We start from the raw sequence: 18,809 nt of genomic DNA, 5'->3' as shown, positions 1-18,809 counted from the left end.
CACAGCTTAGGCCACAAAAAAGACAAATGCAATAAAATTTTCAAAATATATTTAAATAGAAAATCATTTCTATTTTCTGGATTCACTCCTATAATTCTCGCCAGAACCAGCCGCGTGCATCGACCATCGCGGCCCAGTCAGTACATAGAGCACAAAGGAAACAACATGGCAGCCACCGCCCCCATCGAACAGCTGATGCAGCACATTGCCGCCGAGTACGACAATCTGTCGCGCCAGTTGAAAGTCATCGCCCAATACATCGAAAAGCACCGCGCCAGCCTGATGCTTGAGCGCATCAGCGATATCGCCACCGCCTGCGACGTGCAGCCATCGGCCATCGTGCGTTTCGCGCAGCGCTTCGGTTACACGGGTTTCAGCGAAATGCAAGATGTGTTCCGCCAGGCATACACAGACCAGGCCGGCGCCACGCCCGACTACCAGCAGCGCATCCGCAAGCTCATTTCCACGCGCGACGCCGCGCTCAGCGCAGGCGACCTGACGCGCGAATTCGTCGGCGCCAGCCGTGCCGGCCTCGACGACCTGGCCGCCGGCCTCGACGACGCGCAGCTGGAAGCGGCCGTCAACCTGCTGCTCAAGGCTGAAAATATTTATGTGATCGGCGTACGCCGGTCGTTTCCGATCGCCTCCTACATCGCCTACGCGCTGGAACACACGGACAAGCGCGTGCACCTGATTAGCGGACTGGGCGGCATGCACCGCGAGCAGATGCGCAGCGTGCGCGAACGCGATGTGGCGATCGCCATCAGTTTCTCGCCTTACGGCAAGGAAACCCAGCAGTGCATCAAGGCAGCGCAAGACAAGGGCGCCAAGGTACTGGTGATTACCGACAGCAAGCTGGCGCCGCTCGCGCGGGCCGCCGACGCGCTGTTGACCGTCACCGAGGGCAGCGCCTTCGCTTTCCGCTCGCTGACCAGCACCATCTGCCTGTGCCAGGCGCTATTCATCGCGCTGGCATACAAATTAGAGCTCGATATCGAAGAAATCCACACCCCAGGAGAACATGATGATTGAAGTAGCGTTGTTCGGCGCCGGACGCATCGGCAAAATCCACGCGGCCAACCTGGCCGCCCAACCCGGCGTGCAGTTCAAATACGTGGTTGACGTCAACCAGGAAGCGGCCGCCGCGCTGGCCGGCCTGCACGGCGGCAGCAGTGCCACCGTTGAAGCGGCACTGGCCGACCCGTCCGTCAAGGCCGTCGTCATCGCTTCCAGCACGGACACGCACGCGGACCTGATACTGCGCTCGGCCGCTGCTGGCAAGGCCATCTTTTGCGAAAAGCCCGTCGACCTGACGCTAGACCGGGCACGCGCCTGCGCCGCCGCCGTCAAGGAAGCCAAGGTCATGTGCATGCTGGGCTTCCAGCGCCGCTATGATCCCACGTTCAATGCCGTCAAGACACGTATCGAAGCGGGCGAAATCGGCACGCCGGAGCTGCTCATTGTTACCAGCCGCGATCCGGGCCCGCCCCCCGTGAGCTACATCAAGGTCTCGGGCGGCATCTTCAAGGATATGCTGATCCACGATTTCGACATCTTCCGCTGGATACTCGACGATGAAGCCGTCAGCGTGCACGCGACGGGCAGCTGCCTGGTCGACCCGGCCATCGGCGAGGCGGGCGACCTGGACACCGCCGTCGTCACCATCCGCACGGCAAAAGGACGCTTGTGCCAGATCAATGCCTCGCGCCGCGCCGCGTATGGCTACGACCAGCGCTTCGAAGTGCTGGGCAGCGCCGGCATGCTGCAGGCGGGCAACCACAAGCCGACGGAAGTGACGGCGTATGGTGCTGTCAACGTCAGCGTGGACAAGCCGGAAGATTTTTTCCTGGAACGTTATCGCGTGGCATACGCGCAGGAAATGGCGCATTTCTTTGATGCCCTCAGCCACGGCACGCCGCTGCGCACCACCGTCCATGATGGCTTGAAGGCACTGGAACTGGCCGAGGCGGCCACGCTGTCGTGGCGCGAACAGCGCGTAGTCAATTTATAAACCAATAATAAAAATATCTGGAGACACCATGTCATCCCCAACATTAAAAGTCGGCATCGTCGGCCTGGGCCGACTGGGCCAGCGCCACGCCATCAACCTGGCGCAGCGCGTGCCCAACGCCGAAGTGGTGGCCGCCTGCAGCCCCGTGCCGGCCGAACTCGACTGGGCGGCCAGCCAGCTGGGCGTCACCACCGGCTATGCCGACTATGATGCCCTGCTGGCCCACCCTGGCCTGGACGCCGTTTTCCTCGTCACGCCCACCTCGCTGCATGCGGAGCAGATCATCGCCGCCCTGCGCGCAGGCAAGCACGTGTTTTGCGAAAAGCCGCTGTCGCTGGACCTGGCCGACTGCCTGAAAGTAGAGGCGGAAGCGGCGCGCCATCCGCAGCTGACCATCATGATCGGCTTCGTGCGCCGTTTCGACGCCAGCTACCATGACGCGCAGCAAAAGATCGCCCAGGGCCTGATCGGCAAGCCCTATCTAGTCCGTTCGCAAACCTGCGACCAGAACGACCCCAGCGGCGCCTTCATGCGCTTCGCCCCCACCAGCGGCGGCATCTTTCTCGATTGCAGCGTGCACGATATCGACCTGGCGCGCTGGCTGCTGGGCAACCCCGTGCCTAAACGCGTGTATGCGAGCGGCACCAACGCCATCCACACGGGCTTGCAGGCGTACGGCGACGTCGACAATGGCCTGGCAACGGTCGAGTTTGCCGATGGCAGCATGGCCAGCTTCATGGCGTCGCGCACCATGGCGCATGGCCATGAAACCCTGACGGAAGTGTTCGGCACGGGCGGCCGCCTGGCCGTAGGCAGCAATCCGCGCCTGAACCGCGTGGACATCTCGGATGCGCATGGCGTACGCAATGAATGCACGCCAGACTTCTATGCCCGCTTCGCCGACGCTTTTCTGATCGAGGCGCAGGAGTTTGCCGATGCGGCGCTGGGCCGGCGCATCCTGTCATTGACCTTGCACGACGCGACAGAGGCGACGCGCATCGGCCTGGCCATGACGCAAGCGATGCGCGCAGGACGCCCGGTCGAGTTCTAGGAGGCCGCCAGCGGACATGGTTGCACGGGCTGCACCGCCAGGCGCAGCCCATCAGTGAAACCGCCCCCTGGCATTGCGCTATACAATAAGCGCCTGACCATTTCCGCCCCTGCCGCGCCGCCATGACGATCAACGACAGCCATTCCCCCATTCTTGCCCACGTGGCCGAACGCTACGTCAAGCTGGTCCTGGCCATGGGCCAGCACGATGCCTCGTATGTCGACGCCTATTACGGCCCGCCCGTTTGGCAGGCTGAAGCGGTCGAACAGCAACAGGGTTTGAACGACATCAAGGCTGCTGCGCATGAAGCGTTGGCTCAGCTGGCTGACGGACACTGCCTGCGCGCCCTCAACCTGCGCAAGCAGTTGCAAGCCGTACTGGCCAAGGTAGACATGCTGCAAGGCGCACGCCTCGATTTCGATACGGAAAGCGCGCGCCTGTACGACGCTGTCTCGCCGCACCACGACCGAGCCTGGTACGAACAGCTGGTGGCGCAGATCGATGCCCTGCTGCCCGGCGACGGCACGGTGAGCGACAGGGTCAACGCCTTGCGCGCGCAACTCGTCATTCCCGCGGACAAGCTGCGCGCCGTCATGGATGCGGCCATCCGCGCGGGCCGCGAGCACACCTTGCAGTACATCGCCCTGCCCGAAGGCGAAGATTTCGTGCTGGAATTTGTGACAGATAAACCCTGGAGCGGCTACAACTGGTACAAGGGCAATTACCAGAGCGTGATCCAGATCAATACGGACTTGCCCGTGTATATAGACCGTGCGGTCGACCTCGGTTGCCACGAGGCTTATCCGGGCCACCATGTCTACAATGTGCTGCTGGAGCGCGACCTGGTGCGCGGCAAGGGCTGGATGGAGTACTGCATTTATCCGCTGTATTCGCCGCAATCCTTGATCGCCGAAGGCACGGCCAATTACGGCATCGAACTGAGTTTTACGGATGCGGAACGACTGAATTTCGAGCAGCAGGTGCTGTACCCGCTGGCCGGCCTGGACCCTGCGCTGGCGCCCCGCTATGCGCAACTCAATGCGCTGCTGGCCAAACTCGGCTACGCCGACAACGACATCGCGCGCCAGTACCTCGAAGGTAGCATCACGCGCGAAGAAGCACTGGAATGGCTGGTCAATGTGCGCCTGTATCCGGCCGAAAAATCCGCGCAACGCCTGCAGTTCTACGATGCCATGGGTGCTTATGTCATCAATTACAACCTGGGCCAGGACATGGCGAAAGCCTATGTCGAACGCCAGGGCGCCACGCGTGCCGAGCACTGGGCCGCCTTTCGTGACCTGATGTCTTCGCCGCGCGTGCCCAGCGCGCTGCTGGAATGAGGCGCAAACGATAATGGAGAGTCGCATGCACACGACGCACACTGCCAGCGCCCTGCTGCTGGCCCTGTCCTTCAGCAATGTGGCGTGGGCCAGGGATGCGGCCGTCGCCACGGCACCGGCGCTCGGCGCGCGCCAGCAAGCGCTGATGGCCACCGTGGTGGGCAGCGCAGCGCATCCGCGCATTCTGCAGGTGCGCCTCGATGAACTGCATCCCACCCAGCCGGCCATCGGCTACGACCAGGTGTATTACAAGCTGGGACGCTATGCCGCCGAAGAAAAGCACATCACCGACATCGCAAAACCAAAGAAGTTCGCCGACCTGTGTGTAGCCAATGGCCAGGGCGACGTCTTGCCCAACACGGCCAATGTACCTGGCGCCACCCTGGCCGCGCCACCGGCCGCCTACCGCTGCAAGGCGGCCGTGGGAAGCCGTCCGCATGACATGAAGACTGTCGTGATCGGCCCGCGCGGCACCCTGTACCTGACCGATGGCCACCACACGTTTTCCACTTTCTGGGATGCAGACAATGGCCAGAACCATCAGCTGAAAGTGTGGGTCAAGGTGACAGACAATTTCAGCAAGCTCAATGAAGACGATTTCTGGACGCAGATGAAGAAGGCAAACAAGGTCTGGCTGAAAGATGGTAGCAACAAGGCCATCAATACCAGCCAGCTGCCGGCCTCCATCGGCTTGAAAGCCCTGGGGGATGACCCATACCGCTCGCTCGTCTACTTCACGCGCGACGCCGGCTACGTGGTGCCATCGACGGCCACGGAATTCCTCGAATTCTACTGGGCAGACTGGCTGCGCAAGCAGGCCGGCATTGACCTGGCAAAGACCGACATGCGCGATGCCGGCAGCTACATGGGCACCATCAGGAGCGCATCGATGGCGATGGCGGGCCTGAAGGCGAACGATATCGTCAGCGGCGGCATGACGGCGCAAACGCTGGGCTGGACGGGTGTCTTCAAGCAGGGGGCGCTGGACGAGCTGGTCACGCCGACGGGCAAGCTGCGCTACGCCATCGCGTACAAGCAATCGCTGGCCAAATAGGCGCGCCGGCGTAAACAACAACGGCCCGCCTGTCAGCTGACAGGCGGGCCGTTATCTATGCAGATACTGCTTACGCGATGCGTTCACCATTGGCCGGATCAAACATGGCCGCCTTCGACAGGTTGAACGACAGTTGCATGGTCTGCCCCGGCAGCACGGCTTCGCGCGGATGCGTGCGGCAAGTCACGGCAGCACCATTCAGGCGCGTCGTCAGCAAGGTATCGGGGCCGGTTGGCTCGACCAGGTCGATCAGGCAGCCCAGTTCCTGGCCCACGTCGCCGTGCGCACTGCTCATGTCCGTGATTTGCTCCGGGCGCACGCCCAGGATCACGTCGCGGCCCGCATAGCTGCGCAGCTTGTCGGCGGCAAATGGCAGGGCCAGGCGCATGCTCTTGCCCGCATTCTCGATGGCAACAAACACCTCGTTGCCCTCGATGACAGGCTTGACGGTGATGAAGTTCATCGATGGCGAGCCGATGAAACCGGCCACGAACAGGTTGGCCGGATTGTCGTAAATCTCCTGCGGCGTGCCCAGTTGCTGCACCACCCCATCCTTCATGACGGCGATCAGGTCGCCCATGGTCATCGCCTCGATCTGATCATGCGTGACGTAGACGATGGTGGCCTTCAGGCGCTGGTGCAGCAGCTTGATCTCGGCGCGCATTTCCACGCGCAGCTTGGCGTCCAGGTTCGACAGCGGTTCGTCGAACAGGAACAGCGAGGGCTTGCGCGAAATGGCGCGCCCCATGGCGACCCTCTGCCGCTGGCCGCCCGACAGCTGCGCCGGACGGCGGTCGAGCAAGTGTGTGATCTGCAGGGTTTCGGCGACACGGGCGACGATTTCTTCCTGCTCGGCCTTCGGCACTTTTTTCACGTTCAAACCAAACGCGATGTTTTCGCGCACCGTCATGGACGGATACAGTGCATAGGACTGGAACACCATGGCGATGTCGCGGTCCTTTGGCGGCAGGTCGTTGACGACCTTGCCGTCGATGAGGATTTCGCCCGAGGTGACGCTTTCCAGGCCGGCCACCATGTTGAGCAAGGTCGATTTGCCGGAGCCGGAGCCGCCGACGAGGATCAGGAACTGGCCATCCTTGATCTCGATGTCGATGCCCTTGAGGACTTCGACGCCATTCGTGTACACCTTGCGGATACCGCGTATCGATAAACTGGACATATTATTTCCTTAACCTTTGACTGCGCCTGCGGTCAGACCGCGCACAAAATAACGGCCTGCGACCAGATAGACCAGCAGGGTCGGCAGCGCGGCAATCACCGCGGCGGCCATGTTGACGTTGTATTCCTTCACGCCCGTGGACGTGTTGACCAGGTTGTTCAAGCCCACCGTGATCGGCTGCGAATCGCCGCTGGCGAAAACGATACCGAACAGGAAGTCGTTCCAGATCTGCGTGAACTGCCAGATGATGCAGACGACGAAAATCGGACCCGAAATCGGCAGCACGATCTTGCGGAAGATCAGGAAGAAGCCGGCGCCGTCGATGCGCGCTGCCTTGATCAGTTCTTCCGGTACGCCGATATAGTAGTTACGGAAGAACAGGGTCGTGAAGGCCGTGCCATACACCACGTGCACGAAAACGAGGCCCGTGGTGGTATTGGCCAGGCCAAATTCACCCAGCAGGCGCGCCATCGGCAGGATCACCACCTGGAACGGAATGAAGCAGCCCACCAGCAAGGCGGCAAACAGGATTTCCGAACCACGGAAGCGCCAGTGCGCGAACACATAGCCATTGAAGGCGCCCAGGAAGGTCGAAATCAGCACGGCGGGAATCACCATCTTGATCGAGTTCCAGAAGAACGGCTGCATGCCGTCGCAGGTGACGCCCGTGCAGGCCGAAGACCAGGCCTTGGACCAGGACTCGAACTGCCACACGTGCGGCAAGGCCAGCAGGTTGCCGCTGCGGATCTCGTCGAGCGACTTGAACGACGTCGACAGGGTCACGTACAGGGGCACGATGTAGTACACCGCAAACAGAATCAGCAGCAGGTATACAACCACCCGTCCGAGGGTGAGGCGATTATTACGTGTAGGTGTCATCTCATCGCCTTTGCGCTGCGCGTTTCCAGGTACATCAGCGGCACGAGCACGGCCACGATGGTGGCCAGCATCATCATTGCCGATGCCGAGCCCAGGCCCAGCTGGCCGCGGGTGAAGGAAAACTGGTACATGAAGATGGCCGGCACGGACGACGAATTGCCAGGTCCGCCGGCGGTCAAAGCGATGACCAGGTCGAAGCTCTTGATGGCGATATGCGCGAGGATCAGCAGCACGCTGAAGAACACGGGACGCATGGCGGGAATCACGATGCGCCAGTAGATCGTCGGCAAGGACGCGCCATCGACTTGCGCCGCCTTGATGATTTCATCATCGATGCCGCGCAGGCCGGCCAGGAACAGGGCCATGACAAAGCCCGACGATTGCCATACGCCGGCGATCACCACCGTGTAGATGGCCATGTCGGAGTTCACCAGCCAGTCGAAGGTAAACGACGTCCAGCCCCAGTCGTGCATGACTTTTTCCAGGCCCAGGCTGGGATTGAGCATCCATTTCCAGGCCGTGCCGGTGACGATGAAGGACAGCGCCATCGGATACAGGTAGATGGCGCGCAGCGCGCCTTCGGCGCGGATTTTCTGGTCCAGCAGGATCGCCAGGAACAGGCCGATGGCGATGCTGCAACCGATGAACAGGACACCAAAGATACCGAGGTTCTTGAGCGAGGTCCACCAGCGCTCATTGTCGAACAGCTCGACGTATTGCACCAGGCCGGCGAACTCGTAGTTCGGCATCAGCCGCGATTCGGTCAGCGACAGCCAACCGGTCAAAAAGATAAAACCATAGACAAATACCAAGCTGGCGATGAGCGTGGGGCCCAGCACCATCTGCGGTATCCATCGGTCGAATTGCTTGCGTATGGACATAGGACAGCCGTAGAAGTAAAACTGCGTGTGGCGCCGGCCTGGACGAACGCCAGGGCGGGCGCCTGCGATGCATGCGATACTGCGGGCGCCGGCGGGAGTGCCGGCGCCGGCGTGATTACTTCACTTTTGCCGCTTTGGCCAAAGCTGCAACCGCGTCTTTCGAGCTCATGTTGGTATTCATGAACTTGGCGATGACGTCGGTCACGGCGCCTTGGGTGGCCGATGGCAGCGCCATGCCGTGGGCGAACGATGGCACCAGGCCGCCGGTCTTGTTGGTGGCATCCATGTCTTCCATCGATTTCAGGGCGCAAGCGTCAAACTTGTCCTTGGAAACGCCGGAACGCACGGGGATGGAACCCTTGTTCAGGTTGAAGATCGACTGGAACTTCGGATTCATGATGGCGTTGGCCAGGGCGATCTGCCCTTTCTTCGCATTCGCATCCTTTTGCGTGAACATGGCAAACGAATCGATGTTGAAGGTATAGGCCTTGTCCGTGCCAGGCGCTGCCACGCACAGGTAGTCCTTGCCCGGCACCTTGCCGGCAGCCGTGAACTCGCCCTTGGCCCAGTCACCCATGAACTGGAAGCCGGCCTTGTTGTTGATGACCATGGCAGTGGCCAGGTTCCAGTCGCGGCCGGCCGCATCCTTGTCGATGTAGGTCTTCACCTTGCCCAGGGTGTCGAACACCTTGAGCATGGTCGGGCCGGTCAATTCCTTCTGGTCCAGCTTGAGGATGGCCTTCTTGTAGAATTCGGTGCCACCTACGCCCAGCGCGACGGATTCAAACACGGTGGCGTCCTGCCATGGCTGGCCGCCGTGGGCAATCGCGATGCCGCCCGATTTCTTGATTTTCTCGGCCGCGTCGAAGAACGCATCCCAAGTCGTCGGAGTGGTGGCCACGCCGGCCTTTTTCAGCACTTCCGGATTCACCCACATCCAGTTGACGCGGTGGACGTTGACAGGGGCGGCAACGTAATGGCCCTTGTATTTCATGATGTCGGCGACAACTTTCGGCAGCACGGCATCCCATTTGCCTGGAATGGCTGCATCATCGATATTGGCCAGCACGCCTTCCGCGCCCCATTCCTGGATCGATGGTCCCTTGATCTGAGCGGCCGTTGGCGGGTTGCCGGAAATGACGCGGGTTTTCAGCGCGGTCGCGGCGTTTTCGCCAGCGCCACCAGCCACGGCGAAGTCTTTCCAGCCAAAGCCGCTTTCCTTCACGATTTGCTGCAACTGGCCCACGGACTTCGCTTCGCCGCCGGAGGTCCAGTAGTGCAACACTTCCACGTCGGTTGCAAAAGCGCTGCCGGCAAATGCCAGGGTGGTCAGTGCGGCCAGTTGGGTAATCTTGAATTTCAGTTTCATCTCCACATTCCTTTTTTGATCAAGCTTTTAGGGGGCTTCGGCATACGGTGGCCGAAAAAGGTGATAGTGCGCCTGTACCGGCGCTCTTGTGCTCAGACCCGCTTGCAAACGGGCATCATCATCAGTGAAAAGACGGCGCCGTGATCCATGACATGCTTACATTGTATTTATATCACGGGGCGGCGCCAAAAACACATCCGCGAAGGATGCGCCAGGTTGATCTGCACTTACAAACATCAACGCTGAACAAAACCGTCGCGCGCGGCACTCATGTGTGGCCGAAAAGCGCGCCGCGCAACAGGCTTGGTTCGGTGTTTAAAACCAGGTTTCTACCTGGAAGCCATACGACGTGCCGCTGGTATTGTTGTTATAGATCGGGCCGCCGTTGTTCGATGCATTGACCGACGCGGTGGCCGCATCGTTCCATTTGCCGTAGGTGACGAAAGCGCGCAGTTCAGGACGCGACCACAGGCCAGGGCCGGCGGAGATCGTCGGTGCGATGGTCAGCTTGGTCAAACGCTTGGCTGGCAGGCCGCCCGCTTGCGTTACGCGGTCCGTGCCCAGTTCGCCCACCAGTTTGAAGTTGTCGGTGAACGCGTACACGGGACGCACGCCAACCGAGGTCCAGGTCGAGGAACCGGTGGCATTCGACTCGTCTTTTTGCCACAGGGCGACGAATTCCATGCCGAAGTTGGCCATCGGCTGGATCGCCATGTCATTGAAGATGCGCGTGCGTTTCACGTCCGAACCGAAATTGGTGTCGCCCGAAGCGCCGAACTGCGCGCCCTTGCCGGTGCCAGGACCGACGCCGTATTGCACGCCGAAGGTATTGCCGCCGCCAAATACTTTACCTTGACGGTGGAATGCCGACAACTGCCAGCCATTGTGTTTCTGGCCAAAAGCGTCGTTGTCCTTGCCTTCACCGATGATATAGGTCGCAGCCAGGTCCAGCGTGCCGTTTTCATTGACGGGAATTTCACCGAAAATGAAGTTCTGGCGCACGGCAGACTTGGTGCTCACGACGCCGGTCGGCGACACGGTATTGATATCGTTGTCCTTGAAGAAGGCATACGAGAATTTACCCGGGCCTGCAGGAATGCGGTCCAGGCCGGCGCCCGTGCCGTTCATGTTGATGTATTGCAAGTCCAGCATGTGGATGTCAGGACGGTAGTAGAAGCGCTTACCGATCCAGGCCGTGCCGCCGTTCAGGAAATCGAGTCCCTGCGCTTCGACATAGGCCTTGACGATGCCCAGCTTGTTGTCGCCGAAATCGGAATTTGGCGCGTAGGCATTGACCCAGATGGTGGCCAGGTAGTTCACGCCGCCGGACTTGGCGACGGACTTGGTGTAGCCGAATTCCGTGTAGGCGTCGCACTCATTGCCCAGACGGTATTTCATGGTGTTGCCACCCAGGCCGAAGCAGCCTTGCGAACCGCCGTCGCCCGATGTATTGCTGCCGGCGCCAGCGCGCAGGTAGCCATGGAAGCCTTCGGAGTCACTTGGGTACATTGGGTCGGCGGCAGCGGAACCGCTGGCGATGGCTAAGACGATGGCAGCTGGCAGCGTTTTCAACACGGCCTTCAACATGGTGCTATGCAGCATGGTAAGTCTCCTCAGTAGTTATTTTTTATCTAGTCATTCGTGGCCGAATGTACTGGCCAGAATTCTTTCCAGCAGGGACATAGTAACTATACTACGAACAAATATCAACATATTATGTTGTAATCCTACGACTACTCTGCGACACTTTATTTGCGTACTGATGTGCGGCTCGACTGCCCTGTTTTTTCCACTGCCGCCCACCTATCTGGCACAGTGGACAGGCATTTGCGCAGGCACCCTGCATTTTTCGGCACGCGGCACGTATACGAATTAAAATCCTTGGTTTTTGCCCATAACGATAGTGCGCCGCCACGACCGCGCACGCAGACGAGACAAAGCACCGCCATGAAAATTGATGAAAAAATGGAAGTAGCAGGCAGCGATCCGGCGGAGCGTTTCAGTGAAGGGCCACGCCTGCTGGCCGACATCGGCGGCACCAATGCCCGCTTCGTGCTCGAAACCCGCCAGGGCCACCTGGAAGCGGTAGCCGTGCTGCCCTGCGACGACTATGCTTCGCTGCTCGACGCCATCACCGCCTATATGGATAGCAGCGAGGCGCGCGCCGCCGGTTCGGCACGCGTGCGCCATGCGGCCATTGCCATCGCCAATCCCATCGACGACGACAATATCCGCATGATGAACCATCACTGGTTCTTCTCGATCGAGGCCATGCGCGCCGCGCTGGGCCTCGATACTTTGCTGGTGGTGAATGACTTCACGGCGCTGGCCATGGCCCTGCCCTATCTGCGGCCCGACCAGCGCCTGCAGATCGGTGGCGGCATGGCGCGCGCCGACAGCGTCATCGGCCTGCTCGGTTCGGGCACGGGCCTGGGCGTATCGGGCATGATTCCCGCCGAAGACCGCTGGATCGCGCTGGGCAGCGAAGGCGGCCACGTCAGCTTCGCGCCCTGCGACCAGCGCGAGATGGACGTGCTGTCCTTCGCCTGGCGCGAGCTGTCGCACGTCTCGGCCGAGCGTCTCGCCTCCGGGCGCGGGCTGGAACTGATCTACCGCGCCCTGTCCGAGCGCGCCGGCAAGCCCGATGCCCTACCGCTGCTGGCGGCCGACATCACCAGCCGTGCCCTGAACAATGAATGCCACGTCTGCATCGAAGCGGTGGACTGCTTTTGCGCCATCCTTGGCTCCATCGCCGGCAACGTGGCCATGACCCTCGGTGCGCTGGGCGGTATCTATATCGGCGGTGGCATCGTGCCGCGCCTGGGGCCCCTGTTCGAACAGTCGCAGTTCCGTGCCCGCTTCGAGCAAAAGGGCCGCCTGAACGAATACCTGGCGCAGATCCCCACTTTCCTAATCACAGCCGAACTGCCGACCTTTCTGGGCATCGCCGCCATCCTGGCGCAAAAGCTCAAGCGCGCCCATTCCGGCGCACCCGTGCTCGAATCCGTACGCCAGGCGCGCGGGCGCATGAGCCCCTCGGAATGCAAGGTGGCCGACTGGGTGCTGAAGGAGCCAAACGCCATGCTGACCCTGCCGATCGCCGAGATCGCCCAAAGGGTCGGCGTCAGCCAGCCGACCGTGATGCGATTTTGCCGCTCGATCGGCGTACAGGGCCTGGCCGACTTCAAATTGAAGCTCGCTTCCGGCCTGACGGGCGGCGCCATCACAGTGGCCCACTGCCATGTGGAGATTTCGGACTCCGATGCCGAACTGGCGCGCAAGGTGCTGGGCAACAACGCCTCGGCCGCGCTGGCCCTGCGCGACATGCTCGACGTGAAGGCGCTGACGGCCGCCATCGAACTGTTGCGCGGCGCGCAGCGCGTGGAATTGCTGGCCGTGGGCAGCGCCCGCGTGGTGGCCGATGACATGCAGCAGAAGCTGCTCAACCTGGGCATCATCAGCAGCTTCTTTGCCGATCCGCAGGCGCAGGAAATGAGCGCCGCCATGCTCAAGCCCGGCGACGTGGCGCTGGTCATTTCCCGCTCGGGCGCCCTGCCCGAGCTGCTGCGCACCGTCAAGGTGGCGCAGGGCTGCGGCGCGCGCGTGCTGGCCATTACCGCCAGCGGTTCGCCGCTGGCCAAGCTGGCCGACGTGCTGCTGACCCTGAACCACCCGGAGGGCAACCTCAATTTCGTGCCCATGATCGTGCGGCTGCTGCAGCTGATGATGCTCGATATCCTGTCGGTGGGACTGGCGCGGCGCGACACGGCGCAGCGCACCAGCGCCGCCGAACTGGAAGAGGGACAATTGCACGGCATGCGCATCAGCGGCAAGCTGAAATTCGGTGGCCACCTCGAATAAGGCGGCGCACGCCGCCCCCGATACCGCCAGCGGCGCGACCGTGCATGACGTGGCGCGCGTGGCAGGCGTGTCGGCCATGACGGTATCGCGCGTCATCAACGGACGCGCCAGCGTCAGCACGGCCACGCGGGACAAGGTCGAGGCGGCGATCGCCAGCCTGCACTATCAACCCAACCTGGCGGCCAGGGCGGCCCGCACAGGCACCCTCCGCATCGGCTTGCTGTACAGCAACCCCAGCGCCGCCTTCCTCAGCGAATTCCTGGTCGGCGCCATGGATCAATGCCGTCAGGGCGGCGGCCAGCTGCTGCTCGAGCGCTGCGAAGACCTGGACAGCCAGCGCGCCGGCATCGCCTGCCTGGTGGCGGCCGGCGTGGATGGCATCCTGGTGCCGCCGCCCCTGTGCGATTCGCCCGCAGTGCTGGCGCAGCTGAATCAGATGGGTATCCCCGCCATCGCCGTTGCCACGGCGCGCCCCTCGCCCGATGTGTCGGCCGTGCGCATCGACGACTACGAAGGCGCGCTGGCCATGACGCGCCATCTGCTCGCGCTGGGCCACCGCGACATCGGCTTCATCGAAGGCGATCCGGCGCATACGCCCGCCCTGCTACGCCGCCAGGCCTTCGAGGACGCCATGCGGGAAGCGGGCTTGCAGGTGCCGCCGCACAGGGTGGCGCAAGGTTACTTTACCTATCGTTCGGGTCTCGACGCGGCACGCCAGTTGCTGGCGCAACAACCGTACCCCAGCGCCATCTTCGCCAGCAACGACGACATGGCGGCCGCCACCCTGGCCGTGGCGCACGGCATGGGCTTGCAGGTACCGGCGCAATTGAGCGTGTGCGGCTTCGACGACACACCCGTCGCCAGCACCGTCTGGCCCGAGCTGACCACCATCCACCAGCCCATTGCCGACATGGCGCGCGCCGCCGTCAATCTCGTCATCGATGAGATACGCCAGCGCCGCGCGGGGGAAACCATGCCGGCCACCCATCGCTTGATGGAATTTACCCTGGTAGAGCGGGCATCGTCGGGTAGATTTGCGCCGCCGGCGGAAAAAGACCAGCGCAGGCCTTGACGCTGCCAGAACAGGCGATGCCAGTCACTCGCCTTGCCGGCGCACCCGCCCCTACAGCGCCTCGGTCAAGGCGAGGCTGCCGACCGAAGTGATGGCATAACCGTTGCGGCCAGCGCTTTTTGCCTTGTAGAGCGCCGTATCGGCCGCCGTCAATAAAGCCCCTTCCGTCGTGTCGCCCCGGGCGCAGAACGCCAGGCCGACACTGGTGGCGACATGCAGACCGATACCGCTGCAATCAAAGCGCACAACCATCTCTTGCACGATTTTCTTGCCCAGTATCGCGAGTTCGGACTGATCCGTCAGTTGTTCAAAAATGATCACAAACTCATCGCCTGCAAGGCGCGCCACCGTGTCCGAGGCCCGGACGCAAGCCTTGAGCCGTTTGGCAAATTCAATCAATACCAGGTCGCCGATGCCATGCCCATATGTGTCATTTATTGATTTAAAATAATCGATATCCAGATAAGCCAGCGCCAGGCCCGTACCAGCGCGCCGGGCACGCGTCAATGCCCCAGCCAGCGCCTCGTCAAACATGCGCCTGTTGTGCAGGCCGGTCAGCATGTCAGTGCGCGCCAAAGCAGCGAGGTTGCTCTCCGCAGCCTCCCTCTGCAGCGACAGCGCATAGAATGCACGGCTCAGCTTTCCGAATTCGTCTTTGCGGGCGATATCAAAAACCTCAATATCGGCATTGCCTGAGCGTATGTTCGCCACATGTCGGCCCAGATCGCCCAAGGGGCGCAAGAGCAGCAGCACCGCGAACCAGCCGGCACAACTGGCCAGCAAGGCGACGCCTGACGAAGCAATGATGACTTTGGCATAAATATCGGTGATCGGCGTGAATGCCTCGCTTTCAGGGTAGACGGCGCCGATGATCCAATCTGCCGCGCGCAAATGCTTGTACGTGATAATTGCCTGCACGCCCAGCTTGGTTTTACCCTGCATCCAGCCGTCGAATCCACGCAATGCAGCCACGGTGGAAGGCGTCGCCCCACCCTTTTCCTCACTCACCCGCTTCAGGACGCGCGCCGGGTCAGGATGGTGGAGGATCGTGCCGTCGTGGGTCAACATGAACAGATAGCCGCTCTTGCCCGGCTTGAGCTGCTCCCACTGGCCGAAAAATGTGGGGCTTTGCAAATTGATACCGGCAGCGATGATATACCGCAATTGACCGGCTTCGTCATAGATCGGTTCGGTTACCAGCACGATGGGCTTGCCCGACAGCATGCTCCTGAATGGACGCGATATCACGCCCTCCCTGAATTTGACGGTATCGATAAAGTAGTCACGCGTGGCGAAATTGAGCTTGCCGACCACGCTCCGGTCATTCATGCTGGCAATCAATTTTCCCGTAGCATCAAAGGCGACGAGATTGAAAAATTCCTCGCGCAGGCTTGGATGATTTTCAATAAATGCCTGCATGCGCTGCGGATGTTCAACCACGTCCGCGGGTAGCCCTTCCGCCAGCACCCTGAGCAGTGCTTTCTTCGCATTCAAATCGTCGTCGATATATGCGGCCGCGCTGGCCAGCAAGGCATATTGCTGATTGCCGATGACGGATGCCATCTGCCCTTGCGCGACAGAGAGCGATGTGAGCGCAACAGAACCCGTCGCGCACAGCACCAGCACGCCCACAAGCACAGCCATCTTGAATTTGAAGCTCCTGGGATTGAAAAATTTCCGGACCTTATGCATGCGGACTTCCTTCTCAGCGCCCATGCTCTGTAAAGCGCACAGATCCGGCCAGGTAGCGCCATGCATGGCACTGGGAGGAACGGCATATTTTTCAGCGCATGACTTGCAGCCTGTCCCCGCAGATGAATGCGCTCCAGGGACAGGCTCTTGACATGGCAAGAAAGCAAATCTTACGCCTTTTATTGCAAGAAGGGCGCACTGGCGCTGCTGAATACACACACCATGCCCACATCATCCCAATATAGTGCGCTCCAGCAACGATTCCACCAATTGCACGGAGGGCGGCGAGCCGCCAGCGGCCAGGCAGGCGCCCGCCCCGGCCGCGACGGCGAAGCGCAAGTGCTGGCCACCATCGGCATCGGGCCGGTACATCAGGCTATACAGCAAGCCGCCGATGCTGGCGTCGCCCGCCCCCACCGAGTCGACCACCTCGATGACGGGCGGCGCCGCCTGCCATGTCTGTTCGCCCTGGTACAGGGCGGCGCCCTGCGCGCCACGCGTATACAGATACGTGGCTTGCGGATTCCAGCCGCGCAGCACGGCAAACGCGCCATCGATGTCATCGTGGCGAAACAGACCCGCCAGGTCTTCGTCCGACACTTTGACGACGTCAGCCAGTTCCACCATGCGGCGCAGGGTGGCGTCGTAGCGCTCATCCATCATGACGCGGAAATTCGGGTCATAGCTGATTTTCACGCCAGCCGCCTTGAGTTCCTGCGCCAGCGCCACCAGCTTGCCCGCCAGCGGTTCGCGCGCCAGGCTGATGCCGCCGAAATGCACCCATTGCGCCCCCTGCATCCAGCCGGCCGGCAAGAGCGCCGCGTCGAAATGCAGGTCGGCGCTGTCGTCGCCGATGAAGTAATACGTGGGTGGATGCAGTTCGTGCACGATGGCCAGCAGCGGCGACTTCGCACAGCGCTGCAAGAAGCGCATGTCCAGGCCCGACGCTTTGGTGGCCGCTGCCAGCGCATCGCCGAAGACGTCGAGGCTGACGGCGCCGGCAAAGGCACTGGGCACGCCCAGGCGCGCCATCACGCGCGCCACGTTCCAGGTCGAGCCGCCCACCTGGCTGCTCCAGGTATCCGCGCCCGTGCGCAGCATATCCGTCAGCGCTTCGCCGGCTGAAACAAAAGGAGGGAAAGTGGCGCTCATGCGGCACCACCAATCACGTTCAGCACTTCATGGCAGGCGCCCATGGTGTGGTAATCGACCTTGCCGGCCGGGCTTTTCTCGTCGCTGATCTTGCGATTCTCCGGAGTCAAAATGCGGTACCAGGCGCCGTGTTCATGGTCGACAAAATGCGTCCAGCTGTAGTCCCAGATCTTGTCGTAGCTGCGCCAATAGGCGTCGTCGCCCGTGCGCGCGGCCAGCACGGCGGCGGCCGCAAAGCTTTCCGCCTGCACCCAGAAGTATTTGTCGCCATCGCAGATTTCATCGTGCGGGCCGAAGCCGTAGTGGATGCCGCCATGCACGCCATCCCAGGCCTTGGCCAGCGCCGTGTCGTACAGGGCGCGCGCGCGCGGCAGCAGCCAGTCGGACGGGCCAGCCATGAACTTGGCGTGGCGCTCCATGATCAGCAGCAGCTTGGCCCATTCCGTGAAGTGGCCGGGCTGGTAGCCCCAAGGGCGGAAGATATTGCTCTTGTCGTGCAGGTTGTAGTCCCAGTCGATCGACCAGTCGGACTTGTAGTGCTCCCAGATCATGCCATTGGCCAGGCCGGCCTGGCGCACGGTGATATTGTGTGCCAGGGTTTCTGCGCGGTGCAGGTAGCGCGCTTCGCCCGTCGCCTCGAACGCGGCCAGCATGGCTTCGCAGGCGTGCATATTGGCATTCTGGCCCCGGTAGCCGTCAAGGGTGGCCCAGTCGGCGCTGGCCACGTCCGCATACAGGCCGTGTTCGGGCAGCCAGAAGCGCTGCTCCATCAGTTCGAACGTCTCGTCCAGATACGCGCGTGCTTCCTGCATACCCGCTTGCAAGGCGTGCGCATACGCGAGCAGCACGAAGGCCAGGCCGTAGCAGTGGTTGGCGCCGTCTTCCACCGTCTTGCCGCCGTCTTGCCATTTCAGTTGCCAGGCATAGCCGCCCGTGACCGGATCGCGGTGCACGTCGCGCAAAAAGGCCACGCCGTGGCGCAGGGCCGCCTGGTAATCGTCGTCGCCGAAACGGCGGTAAGCCATGGCGTAATTGAAGATGAAGCGCGTACTGCTGACCAGGTGGCGCGTGCTGGCGTCATACACCGTGCCGTCATCGCGGAAGAAGTGATAAAAGCCGCCGCTCGCATCGATGGCGCGCGGGTGATAAAAGTGCATTGTGTGCAGGATATGCTTTTCGAGCATTTCCCTGGAGCGGAAATCGGGATTCATGAATGTCTCTTCATATTGTTATCGATAACAATGATGATAGCATGCCGCCCCCACTC

At 61.6% G+C, this 18,809-nt stretch carries 15 protein-coding genes; 7 read left to right on the top strand and 8 right to left on the bottom strand.

Going from position 1 to position 18,809, the window contains the following annotated elements; translation table 11 throughout:
* Positions 1-165: 165 nt before the first annotated feature.
* The 5 genes from CLU92_RS03680 (at position 166) to CLU92_RS03660 (ending at position 5,456) form a co-directional block, all read left to right on the top strand.
* Complete coding sequence (locus CLU92_RS03680) at positions 166-1,032, top strand: MurR/RpiR family transcriptional regulator (protein WP_071077880.1); 867 nt, start codon at positions 166-168, stop codon at positions 1,030-1,032.
* On the top strand, positions 1,025-2,011 hold the full coding sequence (iolG, locus tag CLU92_RS03675) for an inositol 2-dehydrogenase (protein WP_101480774.1): 987 nt from the start codon (positions 1,025-1,027) through the stop codon (positions 2,009-2,011). Before CLU92_RS03680 ends, iolG begins: the two co-directional genes overlap by 8 nt.
* A gap of 28 nt (positions 2,012-2,039) precedes the next feature.
* Positions 2,040-3,062, top strand: a complete 1,023-nt coding sequence (locus tag CLU92_RS03670) for a Gfo/Idh/MocA family oxidoreductase (RefSeq protein WP_101480773.1) — start codon at positions 2,040-2,042, stop codon at positions 3,060-3,062.
* Between the two features lie 122 nt (positions 3,063-3,184).
* Positions 3,185-4,402 carry a hypothetical protein gene (locus tag CLU92_RS03665; RefSeq protein WP_180338419.1) on the top strand — a complete coding sequence of 406 codons (1,218 nt, stop codon included), beginning with the start codon at positions 3,185-3,187 and terminating at the stop codon, positions 4,400-4,402.
* A gap of 25 nt (positions 4,403-4,427) precedes the next feature.
* Entirely contained in the window at positions 4,428-5,456 is a 1,029-nt protein-coding gene (locus CLU92_RS03660) for a ParB/Srx family N-terminal domain-containing protein (RefSeq protein WP_180338418.1), read from the top strand.
* A gap of 70 nt (positions 5,457-5,526) precedes the next feature.
* Here the strand turns inward: CLU92_RS03660 and CLU92_RS03655 are convergent, their stop codons facing one another.
* The 5 genes from CLU92_RS03655 to CLU92_RS03635 form a co-directional block, all read right to left on the bottom strand.
* Positions 5,527-6,636, bottom strand: coding sequence for an ABC transporter ATP-binding protein (locus tag CLU92_RS03655; RefSeq protein ID WP_101480771.1), 1,110 nt, complete (start codon positions 6,634-6,636; stop codon positions 5,527-5,529).
* A 9-nt stretch (positions 6,637-6,645) separates the two neighbouring features.
* Positions 6,646-7,515 (bottom strand): carbohydrate ABC transporter permease, encoded by an 870-nt coding sequence (locus CLU92_RS03650; RefSeq protein ID WP_101480770.1) that lies wholly within the window; start codon positions 7,513-7,515, stop codon positions 6,646-6,648.
* Entirely contained in the window at positions 7,512-8,396 is an 885-nt protein-coding gene (locus tag CLU92_RS03645) for a carbohydrate ABC transporter permease (RefSeq protein WP_010397323.1), read from the bottom strand. Before CLU92_RS03645 ends, CLU92_RS03650 begins: the two co-directional genes overlap by 4 nt.
* A 115-nt stretch (positions 8,397-8,511) precedes the next feature.
* The gene (locus CLU92_RS03640) at positions 8,512-9,765 is read right to left on the bottom strand and encodes an ABC transporter substrate-binding protein (RefSeq protein WP_035817882.1); all 1,254 of its coding nucleotides are present in this window, start codon (positions 9,763-9,765) and stop codon (positions 8,512-8,514) included.
* 315 nt (positions 9,766-10,080) lie between these two features.
* Positions 10,081-11,367 carry a carbohydrate porin gene (locus CLU92_RS03635; protein WP_101480769.1) on the bottom strand — a complete coding sequence of 429 codons (1,287 nt, stop codon included), beginning with the start codon at positions 11,365-11,367 and terminating at the stop codon, positions 10,081-10,083.
* A gap of 345 nt (positions 11,368-11,712) precedes the next feature.
* Between CLU92_RS03635 and CLU92_RS03630 the strand changes: the two genes are divergently transcribed.
* Together CLU92_RS03630 and CLU92_RS03625 are read left to right on the top strand one after the other, a co-directional pair.
* The gene (locus CLU92_RS03630; protein ID WP_101480768.1) at positions 11,713-13,626 is read left to right on the top strand and encodes a glucokinase; all 1,914 of its coding nucleotides are present in this window, start codon (positions 11,713-11,715) and stop codon (positions 13,624-13,626) included.
* Positions 13,610-14,698 (top strand): LacI family DNA-binding transcriptional regulator, encoded by a 1,089-nt coding sequence (locus CLU92_RS03625; RefSeq protein ID WP_101480767.1) that lies wholly within the window; start codon positions 13,610-13,612, stop codon positions 14,696-14,698. Before CLU92_RS03630 ends, CLU92_RS03625 begins: the two co-directional genes overlap by 17 nt.
* Positions 14,699-14,749: 51 nt before the next feature.
* On the opposite strand, the gene CLU92_RS03620 is transcribed toward CLU92_RS03625, so the two are convergent.
* The 3 genes from CLU92_RS03620 to CLU92_RS03610 form a co-directional block, all read right to left on the bottom strand.
* Entirely contained in the window at positions 14,750-16,390 is a 1,641-nt protein-coding gene (locus CLU92_RS03620) for a sensor domain-containing diguanylate cyclase (RefSeq protein ID WP_180338417.1), read from the bottom strand.
* Between the two features lie 231 nt (positions 16,391-16,621).
* A complete protein-coding gene (locus tag CLU92_RS03615; RefSeq protein ID WP_101480765.1) occupies positions 16,622-17,542 on the bottom strand; it encodes a carbohydrate kinase in 921 nt (306 codons plus the stop codon).
* The gene (locus CLU92_RS03610) at positions 17,539-18,753 is read right to left on the bottom strand and encodes an AGE family epimerase/isomerase (protein ID WP_101480764.1); all 1,215 of its coding nucleotides are present in this window, start codon (positions 18,751-18,753) and stop codon (positions 17,539-17,541) included. Before CLU92_RS03610 ends, CLU92_RS03615 begins: the two co-directional genes overlap by 4 nt.
* Positions 18,754-18,809: the final 56 nt, after the last annotated feature.

The organism is Janthinobacterium sp. 61 (genome assembly GCF_002846335.1).
GTDB lineage: Bacteria > Pseudomonadota > Gammaproteobacteria > Burkholderiales > Burkholderiaceae_D > Janthinobacterium.
This window is presented reverse-complemented; position numbering and strand designations above follow the sequence as displayed.

What these genes read in the sequence shown, in the direction of transcription:
- CLU92_RS03680 (WP_071077880.1), top strand. Translation starts at nt 166, where the DNA reads ATGGCAGCCACCGCCCCCATCGAACAGCTGATGCAGCACATTGCCGCC.
- iolG (WP_101480774.1), top strand. Translation starts at nt 1,025, where the DNA reads ATGATTGAAGTAGCGTTGTTCGGCGCCGGACGCATCGGCAAAATCCAC.
- CLU92_RS03670 (WP_101480773.1), top strand. Translation starts at nt 2,040, where the DNA reads ATGTCATCCCCAACATTAAAAGTCGGCATCGTCGGCCTGGGCCGACTG.
- CLU92_RS03665 (WP_180338419.1), top strand. Translation starts at nt 3,185, where the DNA reads ATGACGATCAACGACAGCCATTCCCCCATTCTTGCCCACGTGGCCGAA.
- CLU92_RS03660 (WP_180338418.1), top strand. Translation starts at nt 4,428, where the DNA reads ATGCACACGACGCACACTGCCAGCGCCCTGCTGCTGGCCCTGTCCTTC.
- CLU92_RS03655 (WP_101480771.1), bottom strand. Translation starts at nt 6,636, where the DNA reads ATGTCCAGTTTATCGATACGCGGTATCCGCAAGGTGTACACGAATGGC.
- CLU92_RS03650 (WP_101480770.1), bottom strand. Translation starts at nt 7,515, where the DNA reads ATGACACCTACACGTAATAATCGCCTCACCCTCGGACGGGTGGTTGTA.
- CLU92_RS03645 (WP_010397323.1), bottom strand. Translation starts at nt 8,396, where the DNA reads ATGTCCATACGCAAGCAATTCGACCGATGGATACCGCAGATGGTGCTG.
- CLU92_RS03640 (WP_035817882.1), bottom strand. Translation starts at nt 9,765, where the DNA reads ATGAAACTGAAATTCAAGATTACCCAACTGGCCGCACTGACCACCCTG.
- CLU92_RS03635 (WP_101480769.1), bottom strand. Translation starts at nt 11,367, where the DNA reads ATGCTGCATAGCACCATGTTGAAGGCCGTGTTGAAAACGCTGCCAGCT.
- CLU92_RS03630 (WP_101480768.1), top strand. Translation starts at nt 11,713, where the DNA reads ATGAAAATTGATGAAAAAATGGAAGTAGCAGGCAGCGATCCGGCGGAG.
- CLU92_RS03620 (WP_180338417.1), bottom strand. Translation starts at nt 16,390, where the DNA reads ATGCATAAGGTCCGGAAATTTTTCAATCCCAGGAGCTTCAAATTCAAG.
- CLU92_RS03615 (WP_101480765.1), bottom strand. Translation starts at nt 17,542, where the DNA reads ATGAGCGCCACTTTCCCTCCTTTTGTTTCAGCCGGCGAAGCGCTGACG.
- CLU92_RS03610 (WP_101480764.1), bottom strand. Translation starts at nt 18,753, where the DNA reads ATGAATCCCGATTTCCGCTCCAGGGAAATGCTCGAAAAGCATATCCTG.